This is a genomic window from Psychrobacillus sp. NPDC096623 (assembly GCF_044762655.1).
GTDB lineage: Bacteria > Bacillota > Bacilli > Bacillales_A > Planococcaceae > Psychrobacillus.
The window spans coordinates 731137-749058 of record NZ_JBIWER010000001.1 but is presented as its reverse complement, the minus strand read 5'-3'; the positions used below and the strand labels follow the sequence as shown (position 1 = coordinate 749058).

Sequence of the window (17922 nt, the reverse complement as noted above, 5' to 3'; positions counted from 1 at the left end):
ATGACGATTAAAGGAAGAAAATTTCGGAACGAAATGAAATATTACTTAAATATAAAAGACTATTTTGCACTTCGCCAAAAAGTCGCATCTCTCCTTACTTTAGATATAAACTCAAAGAATGAGGAAGGCTACAACATACGGAGTTTGTATTTCGATGGAATCCATGATCATGCACTTAATGATAAAAATAACGGTGTATTTAGTAGGGAGAAATACCGTATTCGCATTTATAACGGGAGTGATAAAAAAATTAGTCTCGAGCGGAAAAGTAAATACGGAGATTTTATTAGTAAAGAATCTGCGCCTCTATCACTTTCAGAATATGAAGCAATTTTACAGGGAGATGCTGACGTTCTTGTAAAAAAAGAACATCATTTATTAAAGGATTTCTATGCTGCATTGAAATACCGCGGATTTCAACCTAGAGTTATTGTGGACTATATGAGAGAGGCCTATATTTATGAACTTGGCAATGTGCGTGTAACATTTGATAAAAAATTAGCTGCAGGGATCAACGGAGTAGACTTGTTTAATAAAGAGTTAGTGTACGAGGAAATTTTACTTCCAGAACAAACGATATTAGAAGTGAAATTCGATCAGTTCCTACCAGACAACGTTAGGCAAATTGTCCACCCAGATCAGTTTGTTCGTTCTGCAATTTCTAAATACGTGATTTGTAGAGAGAATAATATCAGGCATTTTAAACAATAATACTTTGGGGGAGTTCAATTTGGATGAAACAGTAAATTTTCAAGATGTATTTAAAAAGAGTGTGCTGCATCTGGAGGCATTTCGAGCAGTTTCATATATTGATATATTTTTAGGACTTATCTGCTCGTTTGCAATTGGAATGATCATATTTTATGTGTATAAAAAATTCTTTCGTGGAGTAGTATATAGCTATAATTATAATGCTTCATTTGTGTTAATGACGATGATTACAACATTAATCATCATGACAATAAGTACGAATATCATTCTATCACTTGGGATGGTAGGAGCACTGAGTATTGTGCGTTTCCGAACAGCGGTTAAAGACCCGCTAGACATTGTATATATGTTTTGGGCAATTGCAGCTGGCATCGCTACAGGAGCTAAAATGTACCCGTTAGCACTAATAGGCTCATTAGCATTTGGTATCACACTGGCATGGTTATCTAGAAAGAAAATAAAACAGCAAACGTACTTGCTGATTATTCGACATACAGACGAAGCGACGGATGAAATTAGAGTTCAACTTAGAAAACTAAACACGACATTAAAATCTAAAACTATCCGTAATGGCTACACCGAACAAACAGTCGAAGTAAACTTAAAGGATGATAATACCTCCTTCATGCGTATAATGGATCAAACAGATGGAGTAGAATCCTGTTCTCTTGTAAATTATACGGGAGATTATGCTCAATAGTAGTAATTTTAAGCCCTTCGTTCATATCGAAGGGTTTTTGGTTGCTAATATATTCAACAATTATTAAAAATACAATTGACTTTATAATTATGCAGTATTATACTAATCATTATCTTACGTTTGGAGTGATGAGGATGAAAATAGGAATTATAGGAGCTACAGGTTATGGTGGTCTGGAGTTAATAAGGCTATTGCATAATCATCCCGAAGCCGAGCGTATTGATTTATTCACTTCTTCTGATGAAGGAATGCAATTTTCGAATAAATATACACATTTAATGAATATTTACAATCAAGCGCTTCTAGCGATTGAACATAATAGACTAACAGAATATGACGTCATTTTTACGAGTACTCCCTCAGGGGTATCTACCGGGATTTTACCTTCTTTAATAGGAAGTGGTCCAAAACTTATTGATTTGTCGGGTGACTTCCGTTTGAAAAACCCAATCGATTACGAGCAATGGTATAAAAAAACACCCGCCCCATCAGACGCAATTGAAAAAAGCGTGTATGGTTTAACAGAGTGGAACGAAGCTGCGATTATGCAAGCCGATCTAATCGCAAACCCAGGATGCTATCCAACAGCGGTATTGCTTTCTTTATTGCCACTCTTAAAAGATAACTTAATAGACACAACAAATTTAATCATAGATGCAAAAAGTGGTGTGTCAGGAGCAGGTAACAAACCTTCTCAAATGACGCACTTCAGCGAAACAAACGAAAACACGGCTATTTATAAAATTCATCAACACCAGCATATACCCGAAATTGAACAAGCGATTAAAATGTTTGCGGGAGAGTCAACACCGATCACTTTTACGACCCATCTCGTACCAATGACGAGAGGAATTCTAGCAACAAGCTACGCTCCGCTTGAATCGAACGTAACTGAACAACAATTGATAAATGCATTGAAAGAAACATATGCATATGATCCCTTCGTCCGAATCATTGACGAAACGAACAAATTCGGTACCAATCAAGTATACGGTTCTAATTTCTGTGATATTCACGTAAAAGTCGACCCACGCACAAACCGTGCAACAATCGTTTCGGTCATCGACAATCTCGTAAAAGGAGCAGCTGGCCAGGCAATTCAAAATATGAATGTACAATTCAATCTCGACCAAACGACTGGTCTTCAGCAAGTCCCACTATTCATTTAGAAAAAGGAGGAATAACCGATGACGACAAAAACAATGGCGATGAAAAGTATCTCTTATAAAAACATCGCTTCCCCAAAGGGCTTCCAAGCAACTGGAATCCATTGCGGTTTAAAGCATAAGAAAAAGGATCTCGCTCTACTTGTTAGCGACGTACCTGCAAGTGTAGCGGGAGTTTTCACAACAAATGCTATCAAAGCGGCACCATTACTCATCACAAAAGATGTGGTATATGAAACAGGAAAAATGCAAGCAATCATCGTCAACGCTGGGAATGCCAATGCTTGCACTGGAAAACAAGGAATGGCAGACGCCTACACAATGCAAAAACTAACAGCGGAAAAACTAGGAGTAGATCCATCCCTAATTGGCGTTGCATCCACTGGAGTAATCGGTGAGCTTATGAAAATGGAGCCAGTAACAACAGGAATACAATCATTAGAGCCAGTAGATGAACTGGAAGGTGCAATCGACTTTTCATTAGCGATCATGACAACAGATACAGTTACGAAAAACACAACTTATTCCACAATCATTGACGGTAAAGAGGTAATTATCGCAGGAACTGCAAAAGGTTCTGGCATGATTGAACCAAATATGGCGACGATGCTTGGTTTTATTACTACGGATGCAAATATCGAATCCAACCATCTGCAGGACGCACTAAAAGCGATCACCGATGTGACTTTTAATGCAATTACTGTAGACGGTGACACATCGACAAATGATATGGTCATCGTGATGGCAAATGGAATGGCACAAAATAATTCATTAACCCCAGACCATCCAGATTGGGAAAATTTCGTGCAAACCTTGCACACCGTGTCACAGGACTTAGCGAAGATGATTGCTAAAGACGGAGAAGGCGCAACAAAGTTAATCGAAGTGGAAGTAAAAGGTGCCATCACGGATTCAGAAGCTCGTAAAATTGCCAAAACCGTAGTCGGTTCACCACTCGTTAAAACCGCTATCTTCGGAAACGATGCGAACTGGGGAAGAATCATTGCTGCAGTAGGCTATAGTGGAGCAACGATCCATCCAAACGCGATTACGATTCTTCTCGGTACAACAAAAGTAGTAGAAAACGGCGAGCCAGTTCCTTTCTCAGAAGAGGATTTAATTGTTTATTTGAAGCAGCCAGAAGTGAAAATTTTTGTCGATATTCATCAAGGTAATGGTCAAGGAACTGCATGGGGGTGCGATTTGACATATGACTACGTCCAAATCAACGCAACTTACCGCTCCTAAACGCATCGTCATCAAACTTGGCGGTAGTATGCTCGAGGGATTAAACGATAACTTCTTCATCAATTTCAAAAAACTTCAGTTAGAAGGCAATGAATTCGTTATCGTTCATGGTGGAGGACCAGCTATCAATAAAGCCCTTGCTAATAATAAAATTTCGACTACTTCTATCAACGGAATACGAGTAACATCCGCGGAAGCAATCGGAATCGTTCAGTCAACACTAGTCGGTCAAGTAAATCCAGCACTAGTTCATCAGCTGAATAAAAGCGGAATTCAGGCAGTCGGTCTTAGTGGATACGATAGTCAGCTGTTGCAGTGCACAATATTAGATGAAGCAACGTACGGTTTTGTTGGAGAAATCCAACAGGTGAATACCTCATTTATTGAAACATTACTGAAGAAAGGTATTACTCCTGTCATTTCTAGCATTGGTTGCACAGCAGATGGAGATCCACTGAACATCAATGCCGACACAGTAGCTAGCGAAGTCGCATTAGCGATTAAAGCAGATAGTCTGCAACTCGTTACCGACACACCAGGTGTAAAAATAGATGGAGAAGTACAAGAAATCGCTACTTCTGAAAAAATTACAGAGTGGATCACGTCTGGTGATATTTACGGAGGAATGATACCAAAAGTAACAGCCGCTCTTGACTGTCTTTCGGCGGGCATTCCATCCGTCGAAATCGTCGGTGATCAGCTTTCCGGCACAACCATTTTGCAGCAGGAGGTATACTCATGAGCTCTTTATTCCAAAACTATACTCGCCGACCTATTCACCTTGTCAAAGGGAAGGGTACTATCGTCACAGACGACAAGGGAAAAGACTATCTCGATTTCACAAGCGGTATAGCCGTGCTCAGTCTGGGACACACGCATCCTGCGATAGTCCAAGCGATTCAAGAGCAAAGTGAAAAACTCTGGCATATCTCGAATTTATTCGAAAATCCAGAACAAGAAAAACTTGCTGAAACTCTTGTAAAGGATACACACTTCTCTCATGCCTTTTTCTGTAACAGTGGAGCAGAGGCAAACGAAGCAGCTATCAAGCTAGCACGCAAGCATGCCGGAAAGCACACGATCATCACCTTTGAAAAATCATTTCACGGTCGCACATTCGGCGCAATGTCTGCTACTGGACAAGACAAAATACGAAACGGCTTCGGTCCATTGCTCGAGACGTTCAAAACCGTCCCATTCAACGACCTCGCAGCCCTCGAAGCAGTTATCGACGATGAAGTCGGGGCAATCATGCTCGAAGTAATCCAAGGAGAAGGCGGCGTCAACCAAGTAACGCCGGAATTCGCTCAAGCCATCTCGGACATTTGCGATGCCAAAGAAATTTTACTTATCGTAGACGAAGTTCAAACAGGCATTAGTCGCACAGGTACCCGCTACGCCTACGAGCAAACCGTATTGAAACCTGACATCTTGACGTTAGCAAAAGGTCTAGGTGGAGGCTTCCCAATCGGAGCAATGCTCGGAACAGCAGCTCTACACGATTCATTAGGTCCAGGCACACACGGCACGACCTTCGGAGGGAATCCTCTAGCAGTCGCTGTCGCACAGACTGTATTGGATAACGTATTTGCACCGGAATTTATAGGTGAGGTAAATAAAAAATCGGCTTACTTTATTGAAAAATTAAATGAAGTTTTACCAACTTATAATGTTGTTGGCTCTGGTTTACTACTCGGCATCGTCTGCAAAGAAGAGGTCGTAGCATACATAACTGCCGCCGACGAAGCCGGTCTTTTATTAGTTTCAGCAGGACCAAACGTCATTCGACTATTGCCACCACTTACCGTAACAACCGAAGAAATCGACCAAGCCGTCGACATCTTACAATCAATCTTAAGTAAATAAACACTTTATCAATAAGTATCACCTTTGAATTAAAGCGCTCAGCGAACCGCTATTCACAAACCAAGGACCCTCCGTTTTCGGTGGGTCCTTTATTGTATTGTCGATAGTATTGCCTTCCAAAAAATCTCCTTTCGAGAGTAAACCGACTCCGAACGAGAGTACATGATTGCCGATCGAGAGTTCTCACCCCACGTCCGAGAGTAAAACCAAAAAAGGAAGCTTTTCGCCTGTGCGAAAAGCCAAAGTGCATTTAATTTTCCAATAAATACAATTCCGAGAGTAAAACGCGTCCAATCGATAGTAACCGATGACCGAGCGAGAATACCCACCCCGCGTCCGAGAGTAAATCCACCTCGGCCGCAAGTAACCCCAACCACTCCGAGAGTAAAATCAAAAAAGGGAGCTTTTCGCCTGCGGGAAAAGCTAAAGTTCATTAAATAACCAACAAATTTCGTTGCGAGAGTAAACCACCACCGAACGAGAGTAACCGATGACCTAGCGAGAGTACCCATCCGCGTCCGAGAGTAGATTGACCTCGTCCGCAAGTAACCCCAACCACTCCGATGGTAAAAATAAAAAAAGGAAGCTTTTCGCTTGTGCGAATAGCTAAAGTGCATCAAATAATTCAAAAAATGCCGTTCCGGGAGTTAAGCGCCTCCAACCGATAGTAACTAATGATCGAGCGAGATTATCCATCCTGCGTCCGAGAGTAAATCCACCTCGTCCGAGAGTAACCTCAACCACTCCGAGAGTAAACAAAGCGGAAATGTCCAAATCCAAATATAGCATCAAAATAATACAAAAAAACCATCGAAATATCCGAATAATATTATCTGAAATCTGAAAAAATTCAATTCTCACTTCGTATTCATAACCAAAATGCAATTCTTACTCCCAAAAACCCTACAAAATGCAATTTCAAGAGTAGCTCTATTTCACAGTAACCAACTATGTTAAGCTATCATCGAGGTGATAAAATGATTGTAAAACCATACACACAAACTCTCTATATGGAAGCTCTTATCTCGTTGAACAAGCGCCTGCACAAAAGCCATCCCAAATATCTCTCTCTGCGAGAAGAACTGCATCGTAATATCGCAGGAAACATAGGGGAAGAAGCTGTTATGAACTTTCTTGAAAAAGTTAATCTTCCATACAAATTCTATGCCTTCCACAACATTTCCCTTTACGGTGAATCCCTAATTCAAATGGATATCCTTTTAATTTCGCAATATTACGCAGTGATTCTGGAAGTTAAAAACATCCAAGGAGAAATCGAATTTAAGTCCCATCCATTTCAGCTCAGCAGAACATTAGCTACCGGAGAACGACACTCTTTTGAAAGTCCCGAGATTCAACTACAAGAGTATATATATCAGCTAAATGGAATATTTAAAGAAACTGGAATTTCTATACCAATATACGGTGCAGTTGTGTTTCCCTTTACTAGCAGCTATATGAAAACTCCTCCAGGCAAAACAACCATTCTATTTCGCAATGAAATCAGATTCTATTTAAGAAACCTAGGAACGCAAAATCCTCCACTTTCCTTAGAAGACCTGAACAACCTCAAAAATTTTATTCTAAACAAAACGATTATTTACAACCCATTTCCACTTACACAACGTTATTTAATTCATCCTAACGACATAATCATAGGAGTTGAATGTACATCTTGTAACTTTGCGGGAATGAAAAAAGTCGCCCGCCACTGGATATGTCCTCGCTGCAAAAATGTAAGCAACGACGCCCATGACCAAACAATAAAAGATTACTTCCTTGTTTATAAGAATTCTATTTCCAATAAAGAATGTAGACACTTTCTAAAGCTAAACAATATACACGAAGCAACTAGAATCCTTAAAAACGCAAACCTTATCAAAACTGGCAAATACAAAGATGCCAGTTATAAAATGCACTTTACACACTAAAGACCTTCTATTAAGTAGAAGGTCTTTTCATATGTAATAAAATTCCGTTCCGAGAGTAAACCATCTCCGATCGACAGTAACCGGTGACCGAACGAGAGTAACCACCCAGAATCCGAGAGTAAATCCGTCTCACCCGAGAGTAAGCCCAACCTCTCCGAGAGTAAACATAAAACAGGAACTCGAACTATGTTACCACTATTTCCCTTATGTAGTAGTGAAAGAGTCATGAACAATTTCTTGAAAATTAATACATAATGTTTATTTTTGGGAATGTTATAACCTCTCCCTTTACCTTCTTGTGCAAAAATGGAATATTATAACTATTGGTAGTTTGCTAGAGGGGGAGAAGAATGTTCAGCTGTGAGGTATTATTGTATAATAAAGAATATTGTGAAGTAGTAATTTCTAAACGTTCGATGAGGCAAAGCCTATGAAAATATTGGATGTAGATTTATTTCAAGAAGGACTGCAGCGCAACATTACTATGTTAGACAGGCTAGGCAGTGAAATGAAAGCAATCCACCAAGCAGTGGAGGGTCTAGTTCAGATGGAGGACCAATTAAAGGGAACGGGGGGTAATGCCATCCGTTCCTTTTACCAGGAATGTCATTTACCGTTTCTTCACTTTTTCCAGTTATTTTCCGAACAGTTCAAACGAGTACTTAACCAGATGGAGGCAGCACTTCATTCACTCGAACCAGATTCCTCCGGTTACATACTCGAAACATTCCTTGATGGAGAGTTAGAACAGGGACTTATGCTTATTGGTGAACTCACTGCGAGTTTAACGGATGAAGCAAACAGTATCATGGATCAAGTGAGTGATATTGTAGCCTTGCCTAATTTAGATGATAGCGGAGTACAAGAGGGAGTCATCAGTTCTAAGAGAAAACGTGATGATACTTTAAACCAGCTTTATGAATTCGATGCTACCCTAACATACGCACTGAATCCAATTGAACAAGCTTTGCATACGATGGACAAGTGGCTGACTGATATGGAAGGCTTGTTCCAAGCAGGAGTCAAGGATATAAATTTCTCAACTAGGCAGTGGGATGTCCTAACGCACAGAAGTGACATCAAAACAGCACTATTTCCAAAAGTATACTTAAATCCAAATGACGTATGGATACAGGAACAAAAACAACTGATCGGCACGATGATTACTGCAGCTACTTTTCAAACGTTGGAATCAAAAAAAGTTACAACTATTGAAGAAAACGTAACGGAAAATATCAAATATCATCAGTATGATAATGGTTTACTCATTAAAGAGTATGTGTTCAATCAAACTGTTTTCTATGAAGTTGTTTCCAAAGTTGAATACAAAGAAGAAGCCGTTACCGTAGACAAACCGAAAGAAAACAAATTCCTAGATTCTTTACAGCTTGGATTAGATATAGTAGGACTTATACCTGGTGTTGGTGAATTGGCAGATGGGGCAAATGGTCTGATCTATACGGCAAGAGGAGATATGTTAAATGCGGGACTTTCTTTTTCTGCGATGATTCCCGTTGTAGGAATGGCAAGTACGGGTGGGAAGCTTGCGGTTAAAGGAAGTAAGGTAATTGAAAATGCCCAGGATGCTAGTAAAGCTGGGGATAATGTCAAAAGTGGAGCTAGATATGGTGATAGAAGGATTTCAGATGCCGATTATAATATATTGAGACGTAAAACACCTTCTAGAAAAATACAAAAACAAGTGAATGAGAATATCGACGAGATTATTGGTACAGCTGACCCAGCTTTACCCGGTAAAACTATAACGGGAACTTTACAAGCAGATCATATAGTTCCAATGGATAAAATAACGAGAATGGAAGGGTTTAATACATTAACAAAAGAACGGCAAATTGAAGTTTTGAATTATAAAGATAATTTTGTTGGACTTAGTGAAGCTGCAAATAAATCCAAGGGTTCAAAATCTTATTCTGAGTGGACTACCTATAAAAAAGAGAATATAGAGGTTGATTCTGTTTTTAGAATAAAAATGATTGAAAAGGAAAAACAATTGGAGATTGATATACAAAAACAAATTGATGGATTTGAATAAGTTAAGGGGAGGCCATTTAGCCATGATGGAAGATAAACTTCAGTTTTTAGAAAAATATAGAAAACATGTGGAGTTAGTTTATGCAGAAGAAATAAACGATTTAACTACAGATGAAGTAACAATTAATTGGTTGAATGTAATAAAAGAAAAAGATAGTAGAACAAAAGTAGAAAAAACGTTAGAAATATGGAAGGAATTTGTTTCTATTGATTTAAGAAATACAATATCTTACCTGGAAGAAAATCTGCTAGATATTGATTTGATAAAAGATAATGGAAACTATTCAATTTTGTATAGTGTAAGGGTAGGAGATGGTGAAGTTGACTATTATGAGGGAGGAATACCCAATCATAATTTTAACAATCCAGAATTAATAGCAGTATGGTCTAAAATCCCGTCTTCTATAAAAAACTTTTATGAAAACCTTCATAATGGATTTTACTATTTTGCAAGTAGAGCTATGGGATTAGTTCCACTAGAAAATGTAACTTTTTTCGATGATGATGAATGGAGCATTATAGAGGAGTTAAAAGAACCCTTACAAATTAACTTAAAAAGTACTTTTAGTTTTTTTAATAGTGGCATGGGTGGCTATGTAGCGATAGATTATAATAATTGTAACAATGACAAAGCTACTATGTGGTTTAGTGATGAACAACCCAAATATAATGCTGATTTTTGGGATGTAGTAGATGAATGGATCGTTATAGGATTTGAATAAAGGTCAAACTTGAGATTAATAGCAACTTGACAGGCGTTAGGCACTGACTAACGTTTTTGAGACAGTAAATGCACCTAATTATGCAGCCAATCGCCGGTATCGAACTGACGATTGGCTGTTTAGTTTCATTTGAAACAGGATCAAGTGAGTTATATTGTAGAACTTCCCTATTTAGATGATATTGGTGTGCAGATTGGCCAAATTATAGACTAGAGGGTGGGGATTCATCTTTACCAGGTGGTCTTAGATTAAAGTAGGACGATAATATGATGGAAAAACAAGGATGGGTTTCTATTTGGTTAGGAAATATTAGTGAAGAGGACTCTATAGAAGAGTATGTAGATTTAACCTATGATAAGGAGGGCGAGTCTGTACCTTCCAAATTTTTTATCGATTTTAATATTGATATGGATGAAACAGATGAGGATACTATTGAAAAAGCGGTCTTAAAGAATAGTAGTAGTGATATTTCCGCATTATTAGATGGGTGTTCGTATGAAGAAATTATCATCACCAAAATTAATAAACGTATAGACTTAAAAGAATCATATAATGCAGTGATTTTGATATATAACTTTGAGTATACCAATGAAATTACTTCAACTGATGCTTTTGATTTTATTACTTCTACAAAATATGAGTAGAGAACAATTATAAGTAAAAAGAGAGAACATCAAAAATTGGTCTAGACACTGAAAACGATGAAGTAATGTTTGGATTGATTCAAGCCGTTGAATCTTATGATAAGATTGTTAATTCTGAAGCATCTCTATAGGTTTTAGCGAACTCTATTCCTAAAATGCTTCCTCATTCTAAGGAATGGTTAAAGATACTACACAAGAGGATTTTAAATCATGAGCCATCGTTGAATATTTATAAGGAAATTATACCTATCTTAAATAAAGATGTTCAGCAATACATTATTTCTCAATTAATTTTTATTAAAGAAAAGAATCCAAGTAAATTTGAAAAAAGTGTAAATATAATATTGGAATACTTAAAGTAAAATTACAACCTTGATTGGCTACAACCTTTAAAGGTTCTTTTATTGTGTACCACTTAGCAAACATTGTTTCGCGGTATGGTATATAAAGTTAGTGAGGTGCAGGGGGACAACTAAGGGTCAGAGGTCAGTGATAGGGGAGTTAAATGTAACTGACTGGTCTGTAATAAAAACATATCCGGCAGATAATGCAAACAGAATGAAAGGTATTCAACAATGGCAAGTTAAACCTGACACAATTATAATTAAAGGAAAAGCAGGACCACAGTATCAAATTGGTGATCAATATATTGGAGGCGTAGAGCAATGGTATATAACGAATCTAGACGACTTAATAAAACCGTAAAATTTGAAGCAGAAGCTGAAAACATCAAAATTAAACTAGAAACTGAAATCAATGCCCATAAATCAGGAAAAGGAAGGGATGGGACGATTAACCAACTTGAAGTTATCTATAAAGAGATAGAACTGATGGTTGAATCGCTAGATTATATTCCTTCCTATCCAAGAGCTATTGTTGATACTTGGGAGTATAGTAGCGAACTTGGTAAACAACTTTTAGATTTATATGAGATATATAAGTATTAGGTTAGCTGCCTCTAACCCCAACCGCTCCGATAGTAAAATCCAAAAAGGAAGCTTTTCGCCAATGTGAAAAGCCAAAGTGCAAACTTCCAAGTTATCCCGTTCCGAGAGTAAACAACCTCCGAAAGAGAGTAACCATTGACCGAGCGAGAGTACCTACCTAGCTTCCGAGTTGCGAAAAGCCGAACTGCATTAAAGCTACCATCAAATCCCGTTCCGAGAGTAAATCATCTCCGAACGAAAGTAACCAGTAAACGAGCGAGAGTACCCAACCAAGTTCCGAGAGTAAATCCACCTCGTCCGCAAGTAAACCCACCCCGTCCGAGAGTAACCCCTAAACCCAAACGCACTCCACCCAAACCCCAACAAAAAAAGCCTTCCGCCCACGCGAAAGACCCCCACCACCTAAAAACTATGCGTCATCGTCCAAACAGCCACCGCATCCGCATCTCCGTCATTCATAAACCGGTGCGGCAACGAGCTATCAAAGTAAATGCTATCCCCTTCGTCGATCACATAAACCTCGCCCTCTATCTCGAGACGCAAACTACCAACCAGCATCAGCCCGCACTCTTCACCACCGTGGAACATAAGCGGATCATCGGAACCCTCTCCCGGTGACACAATCATTTTAAAAAAACTCATCTGCTTGCCTGAACTTGGCGACAAAAGCTCGTATTCCACATTCGGACGCACTCGTTTTATCATATTGCCCTCACCCTTGCGTGTTAGCGTGACTGCATTACTTTCTTCCGCCTCGAAGAACGAAAAAACTGGAACCTTCAAGCTATGGCTTAACTTCCATAACGTTTCCAAAGAAGGAGATACCTGTCCGCGCTCAATTTGCGAAATCATACTCTGACTCACATTCGTTTTTTTGGCCAGCTCATCTGACGTCAATCCTTGAGACCTACGTAAATACCTAATTCTATTACCTACCTCACTTTTAGGAAATACCAATACAAACACCCCTTATGCATAATAATTCATTAGACAGAATAATAAAACATAGAAAAACAATAAAATACAAAATTAATAAATTCATATTAATAATCATACAATACAACTATCTACAATCTATTTTGCACCTTTTTGCAAATAGAATCAATAATAAAAATATTATAACTAATTATTTTTTATGTAGACAGGTGAATAATAATAATTTATACTACTAATAATTCACTAGTTTCATAAGGGGAACTGAATAATATAAAAAAATGGGGGATTTAGAAATGAAAAAATGGTTAGCGGCAGTACTGATGATTACCGTATTAATCATCGCTGGTTGTAGCAATGATTCAGGTGGGGGAGTATCGACAGAAAACTCCACAATTCAAAAAGCATTAAAAGAAAAGAAATTAGTTATTGGGATGTCAACAGGGTATTTCCCATTTGATATGAAAAATCCTAACGGTGACTTCGTTGGATATGATGCAGATACTGCAGAAGCACTTGCAGAGGCACTAGGGGTAGAAATTGAATACAAACAATTCACGTTTGACGGACTTATTCCAGCGCTACAAACAGGGGAAGTTGACATGGTATTCGCTGGTATGACAATTCGTGGAGACCGCGCACTAGCAGTAAGCTTTGCTAACCCATACTTCCAAACTGGTCAAGCAGTTATGCTTCCTGGATCAGATACAGCTACAAAAACATGGCAAGACCTAGATGTAGCAGGCAAGAAAATTGCGGTAGGTATCGGAACTACTGGTGCCTTACTTGCGAAAGATGTATTTAAAAATGCAGAAGTAATGGACTTCGAAAACTTCCCAGATGCAGCAGCAGCTTTAGCGGCAGGAAAAGCGGATGGGATCGTATATGATGAGCCGGCAATCGCGGTTTGGAAATTACAAAATGGAGACAAAGTAAGACAATTAGAAGGGTTAATCTCTACTGAAAACCTAGGAATCGCACTGAAGAAAAATGACTTCGAAACAATCCAATGGGTAAACTCATTCTTAAACAGCTACCTAGGAAGTCCAGCAGAACTTGCATCACGCGAAAAATGGTTTGAAACTTCTGACTGGTTAGGTGACGTAGTAGAAGAGTAGAACACTCTGGCAATCTAGAGGAGGTACAACAATGATATACGACTGGAGTGTAATCCCCCGTAATATGGACATCTTTATTGACGGGGCCTTAAAAACATTAGAAATTTCTTTATTAGCTATTCTGATTGCTATCCCAATAGGTATTATATTTGGGATGGGACGTATTTCAAAAAACAAGTTTTTCAGATTGATATCTTCCATCTATGTAGAAATCATTCGTGGTGTTCCACTGCTAGTTTTACTTATTTGGATTTACTTTGTACTTGGACAATTCTTAAAGCTCGGTTCCTATTGGGGGGCGATTTGGGGCTTGGCGATATTTGCAGGTGCATTCATTGCCGAGATCGTTCGTGCAGGTATTCAAGCTGTACCAAAAGGACAGATGGAAGCTGCGCGATCACTTGGAATGTCTCATGCAAAGGCAATGACTCATATTATTTTGCCACAAGCATTTAGACGAGTTTTACCACCACTTGCATCTCAATTTATTATGCTAATAAAAGACTCATCACTTGTATCAGTCATTGCAGCGACCGAGTTAACGCTAAACGCCAAAAACCTAGTAGCAACATCATTCCGCTCGATTGAAGTGTGGACATTCGTTGCACTAATTTATTTCATCATGACATTCAGCCTATCGCTAATCATTCGATATTTCGAAAAACGATTACTGAAAAGCGAGACATAACGTTAAGGAGGGTGTACCCAAATGATTACTATCAAAAATGTCAATAAAAGCTTCGGAGACCACCACGTCCTAACCGACGTTTCGCTCGAAGTACCAAAATCGAATGTTATCGCATTGATCGGCCCAAGTGGAGCAGGGAAATCCACCCTAATTCGAGCGATCAACGCATTAGAACCGATAGACAACGGAGAAATAATAGTGGACGGCATTTCCATTCATGACAAAAAAACGGACATCAACGTAGCCCGCACGAACATAGGCTTCGTATTCCAAAGCTTCAATCTATTTCCGTTCCTCACAGCACTAGAAAACGTAACAATGGCACCGATGAAAGTAAAAGGACTAAGCAAAGAGGCAGCTGAAAAAAGAGGGAAAGAACTACTATCTTCTCTTGGACTTGGCGACAAATTCGATGCCTACCCAAACAGACTTTCCGGAGGTCAACAACAACGTGTAGCCATTGCACGAGCACTTGCGATGGACCCACAAGTAATGCTATTTGACGAACCAACATCTGCACTAGATCCAGAAATGGTAACTGAAGTGCTCGATGCCATTCGCAAACTAGCAAAAGACGGCATGACTATGGTTGTCGTAACACATGAAATGGGCTTTGCCAAAGAAATCTGTGACGAAATCGTCTTCATGGCAGAAGGCAAAATAGTCGAACGCGCTGCGCCAACCAAATTCTTCTCTGCGCCAGATACCCAGCGTGCCCAAGACTTCCTATCGAAAGTACTAAACCACTAGAGCAATCTAGTGGTTTTTATTTTGGGAATTATGAGATTGTAAATATATTAATAATTTTGTAAATAATCTTTTCAATTGAATAGTAGTTTGATAAAGTTGAACTATATGAGATTCCAAATTGAATCTCGCTATACGAGGAGGAAAAACATGTTCAAGAATAGAAAATTTCTAGCTTCTAGTATTACAGCTGCTGCAGTGGCAATATCGATGGGATCAGTAGTTTCTGCAGAAGATGCAACAAGCTTCAAAGACGTAGCTCCACAGTACAAAACTGCGGTTGATTACCTAGTGAGTAATGGATTTACAAAAGGTTTTTCAGCTACTCAATTCGGGACAGACTCGAATATTAAACGTGCGGATGCAGCTGTCTTAGTTGCTAAAGCAATGGGCTTTAGTGAAAAAGGTAATTACGCTGATGCAGGATTTAAGGACGTGCCTTCTCGTGCTAAATGGGCGGTAAATGCACTAGTAGAAGCAAAAGTAGTGAATGGGAAAACAAAAACATCATTTGGATCTGAAGATATATTAAATAGAAATGAAACTGCTAAACTTTTAGCGAATGCTGGACAACTAGACGTTAATAACTCTGTAAGTAAAATAGAATTTAAAGATGTAAACAGTGCTTTCGCCAGATATGTAGACGCATTAGTAAAATCTAAAATCACTCAAGGGAAAACTGCAACAGCATTCGGTGCAACAGATGCAGTAAAACGTGGGGAATTAGCTTTGTTCCTACACAGAGGAGAAAAAGAGGTAAGTCAGTTTGATCTATTCGTTATGCATACTAATGATACACATGCCTATTTAGATAATACACTTTATCGTGCAACTGCAATTGAAGGATTGAGAGTGGCAAATAAGAACAACTTACTTCTAGATGCAGGAGATGTATTCTCTGGTGATTTATACTCCACTGAATTTAAAGGTGAAGCTGACGTTAAAATTATGAATTCCTTAAATTATGATGCAATGACTTTTGGAAACCATGAATTTGACTTAGGTAGTTCAGCAGAAGGTCACAAAAAGCTTTCGGAATTTGTAAAAGCTGCAAACTTTCCACTGCTATCAGCTAACATAGATTTCTCGAAAGATTTGAATTTCAAAGGATTGCAAACTAAATCTTATACAATTACACCAAAAGATAGCCATATCCAAAATGGTACTATATTAAATGTAAATGGTCATCAAGTCGGCGTATTTGGATTAACGACTGAAGAAACTCCTACTATTTCAAGTACAGGCGCTGTAATTTTCAATGATTACATAGCCAGTGCTAAAGCTGCTGTGAAGGCATTTGAAGACAAGGGAATCACAAAAATTATTGCACTTTCGCATCTAGGATATAATGATAATGTTACTTTTGACAATGATTTAGAACTTGCAAAACAAGTTAAAGGTATTGATATCATAGTAGGTGGACATACACATACCGAATTAAAAGAAGCAGTTGTAAAGAATCATTTTGGAGAGCCTACACTAATTGTACAGACTGGTTCAAATGGAGCGAATCTTGGGACGTTAGATGTAACATTCAATGTTAAGGGTGAAGTGATTGTACAAAAAGCAGAACTTTTACCTACAAACAAAGATAAGTACGCTGCAAATGAAACAATTGCATCAATTTTGGCACCATATAAAGATAAAATAGACGTTATTAAAAAGGAATCTGTTGGTGTAGATGCTGCAATTAAATTAGATGGGGAACGTGCAGACGTTCGTACGAAAGAAACAAACTTAGGTAACTTAATCGCAGATGGCATGCTTGCAAAAGCAAAGGAACTAGATCCGGAAACTGTTTTTGCATTCACTAATGCTGGTGGAATACGTGCTTCTATTGATGCTGGTGATATAACAGTGGGGGATGTTCTTGGAGTAATGCCGTATGGTAACTCTTTAGCACTAATAACACTCAAAGGCTCGGAAATAAATGAAATGTTAGAGCGGTCAGTAGACACACTTCCAGAGCAAAGTGGTGCATTCCTTCACATTTCCGGACTTAAATTTGAATTTGATAGCACCAAACCAGCAGGTAGTCGTGTAGGGAAAGTAGAAGTAAAACAAGGAGATACCTATGTCCCAATCGATCCTACGAAATTATACAAAGCAACTTCAAATACGTTCACTGCCGGTGGTGGAGATAACTACGAGGTATTGAAAAAAGTATATGCAGAAGGTAGAGTATCGGAGCCAGGGTTTGTAGATTACTTAATGTTTATCGACTATATTAAAACGTTAGAAAAAGTTGAGCCAAAAGTAGAAGGTCGAATTGTAGATATTTCAAAAAAATAAATACAAGTTTAATCTCCGTCTATCAATAGAAGCTCTTAAATATAGCCATACGGGAAAATCTCGTATGGCTAATTTTATTGGTACCGAAATACATATAAATACAATATCTGACAAACAGAAACCTATATACCCAAAAAAGTTTCCAATTAAACCAAAT

General features: G+C 38.5%; 18 protein-coding genes. 17 read left to right on the top strand and 1 reads right to left on the bottom strand.

The window, feature by feature from the left end:
- The 13 genes from ACIQX2_RS03470 to ACIQX2_RS03410 all read left to right on the top strand — a co-directional run bounded on the left by ACIQX2_RS03470 (position 1) and on the right by ACIQX2_RS03410 (position 11987).
- Positions 1-711 (top strand): polyphosphate polymerase domain-containing protein, encoded by a 711-nt coding sequence (locus ACIQX2_RS03470; RefSeq protein WP_402846987.1) that lies wholly within the window; start codon positions 1-3, stop codon positions 709-711.
- A gap of 19 nt (positions 712-730) precedes the next feature.
- On the top strand, positions 731-1411 hold the full coding sequence (locus ACIQX2_RS03465) for a DUF4956 domain-containing protein (protein ID WP_402846985.1): 681 nt from the start codon (positions 731-733) through the stop codon (positions 1409-1411).
- Between the two features lie 134 nt (positions 1412-1545).
- Positions 1546-2580, top strand: a complete 1035-nt coding sequence (gene argC, locus ACIQX2_RS03460; RefSeq protein WP_402846983.1) for an N-acetyl-gamma-glutamyl-phosphate reductase — start codon at positions 1546-1548, stop codon at positions 2578-2580.
- Between the two features lie 18 nt (positions 2581-2598).
- Positions 2599-3825 carry a bifunctional ornithine acetyltransferase/N-acetylglutamate synthase gene (gene argJ / locus ACIQX2_RS03455; RefSeq protein WP_402846981.1) on the top strand — a complete coding sequence of 409 codons (1227 nt, stop codon included), beginning with the start codon at positions 2599-2601 and terminating at the stop codon, positions 3823-3825.
- Positions 3788-4567, top strand: a complete 780-nt coding sequence (argB, locus tag ACIQX2_RS03450) for an acetylglutamate kinase (RefSeq protein WP_402846979.1) — start codon at positions 3788-3790, stop codon at positions 4565-4567. Before argJ ends, argB begins: the two co-directional genes overlap by 38 nt.
- Positions 4564-5691 (top strand): acetylornithine transaminase, encoded by a 1128-nt coding sequence (locus ACIQX2_RS03445; RefSeq protein ID WP_402846978.1) that lies wholly within the window; start codon positions 4564-4566, stop codon positions 5689-5691. Before argB ends, ACIQX2_RS03445 begins: the two co-directional genes overlap by 4 nt.
- A 977-nt stretch (positions 5692-6668) precedes the next feature.
- Entirely contained in the window at positions 6669-7622 is a 954-nt protein-coding gene (locus tag ACIQX2_RS03440; RefSeq protein ID WP_402846976.1) for a nuclease-related domain-containing protein, read from the top strand.
- Positions 7623-8052: 430 nt separating this feature from the next.
- Positions 8053-9675 carry a T7SS effector LXG polymorphic toxin gene (locus ACIQX2_RS03435; protein ID WP_402846974.1) on the top strand — a complete coding sequence of 541 codons (1623 nt, stop codon included), beginning with the start codon at positions 8053-8055 and terminating at the stop codon, positions 9673-9675.
- A gap of 25 nt (positions 9676-9700) precedes the next feature.
- Positions 9701-10396 carry an SMI1/KNR4 family protein gene (locus ACIQX2_RS03430; RefSeq protein WP_402847488.1) on the top strand — a complete coding sequence of 232 codons (696 nt, stop codon included), beginning with the start codon at positions 9701-9703 and terminating at the stop codon, positions 10394-10396.
- Positions 10397-10665: 269 nt separating this feature from the next.
- The gene (locus ACIQX2_RS03425) at positions 10666-11040 is read left to right on the top strand and encodes an immunity 22 family protein (RefSeq protein WP_402847486.1); all 375 of its coding nucleotides are present in this window, start codon (positions 10666-10668) and stop codon (positions 11038-11040) included.
- Positions 11041-11186: 146 nt separating this feature from the next.
- Positions 11187-11402 carry a hypothetical protein gene (locus ACIQX2_RS03420; protein ID WP_402847485.1) on the top strand — a complete coding sequence of 72 codons (216 nt, stop codon included), beginning with the start codon at positions 11187-11189 and terminating at the stop codon, positions 11400-11402.
- 127 nt (positions 11403-11529) lie between these two features.
- A complete protein-coding gene (locus tag ACIQX2_RS03415) occupies positions 11530-11745 on the top strand; it encodes a hypothetical protein (protein ID WP_402846972.1) in 216 nt (71 codons plus the stop codon).
- Positions 11706-11987, top strand: a complete 282-nt coding sequence (locus ACIQX2_RS03410) for a hypothetical protein (RefSeq protein WP_402846970.1) — start codon at positions 11706-11708, stop codon at positions 11985-11987. The genes ACIQX2_RS03415 and ACIQX2_RS03410 overlap by 40 nt, the downstream gene beginning before the upstream one ends.
- 402 nt (positions 11988-12389) lie before the next feature.
- On the opposite strand, the gene ACIQX2_RS03405 is transcribed toward ACIQX2_RS03410, so the two are convergent.
- Positions 12390-12953 carry a helix-turn-helix domain-containing protein gene (locus tag ACIQX2_RS03405; RefSeq protein WP_402846968.1) on the bottom strand — a complete coding sequence of 188 codons (564 nt, stop codon included), beginning with the start codon at positions 12951-12953 and terminating at the stop codon, positions 12390-12392.
- Positions 12954-13216: 263 nt separating this feature from the next.
- Here ACIQX2_RS03405 and ACIQX2_RS03400 point away from each other — a divergent pair, with 263 nt between their 5' ends.
- From ACIQX2_RS03400 to ACIQX2_RS03385, 4 genes are all read left to right on the top strand, one after another.
- On the top strand, positions 13217-14038 hold the full coding sequence (locus ACIQX2_RS03400) for a transporter substrate-binding domain-containing protein (RefSeq protein ID WP_402846966.1): 822 nt from the start codon (positions 13217-13219) through the stop codon (positions 14036-14038).
- A gap of 31 nt (positions 14039-14069) precedes the next feature.
- Positions 14070-14726 carry an amino acid ABC transporter permease gene (locus ACIQX2_RS03395; RefSeq protein WP_402846964.1) on the top strand — a complete coding sequence of 219 codons (657 nt, stop codon included), beginning with the start codon at positions 14070-14072 and terminating at the stop codon, positions 14724-14726.
- 21 nt (positions 14727-14747) lie between these two features.
- Positions 14748-15476, top strand: coding sequence for an amino acid ABC transporter ATP-binding protein (locus tag ACIQX2_RS03390; RefSeq protein WP_402846962.1), 729 nt, complete (start codon positions 14748-14750; stop codon positions 15474-15476).
- Between the two features lie 147 nt (positions 15477-15623).
- Entirely contained in the window at positions 15624-17765 is a 2142-nt protein-coding gene (locus ACIQX2_RS03385; RefSeq protein WP_402846960.1) for a 5'-nucleotidase C-terminal domain-containing protein, read from the top strand.
- Positions 17766-17922: the final 157 nt, after the last annotated feature.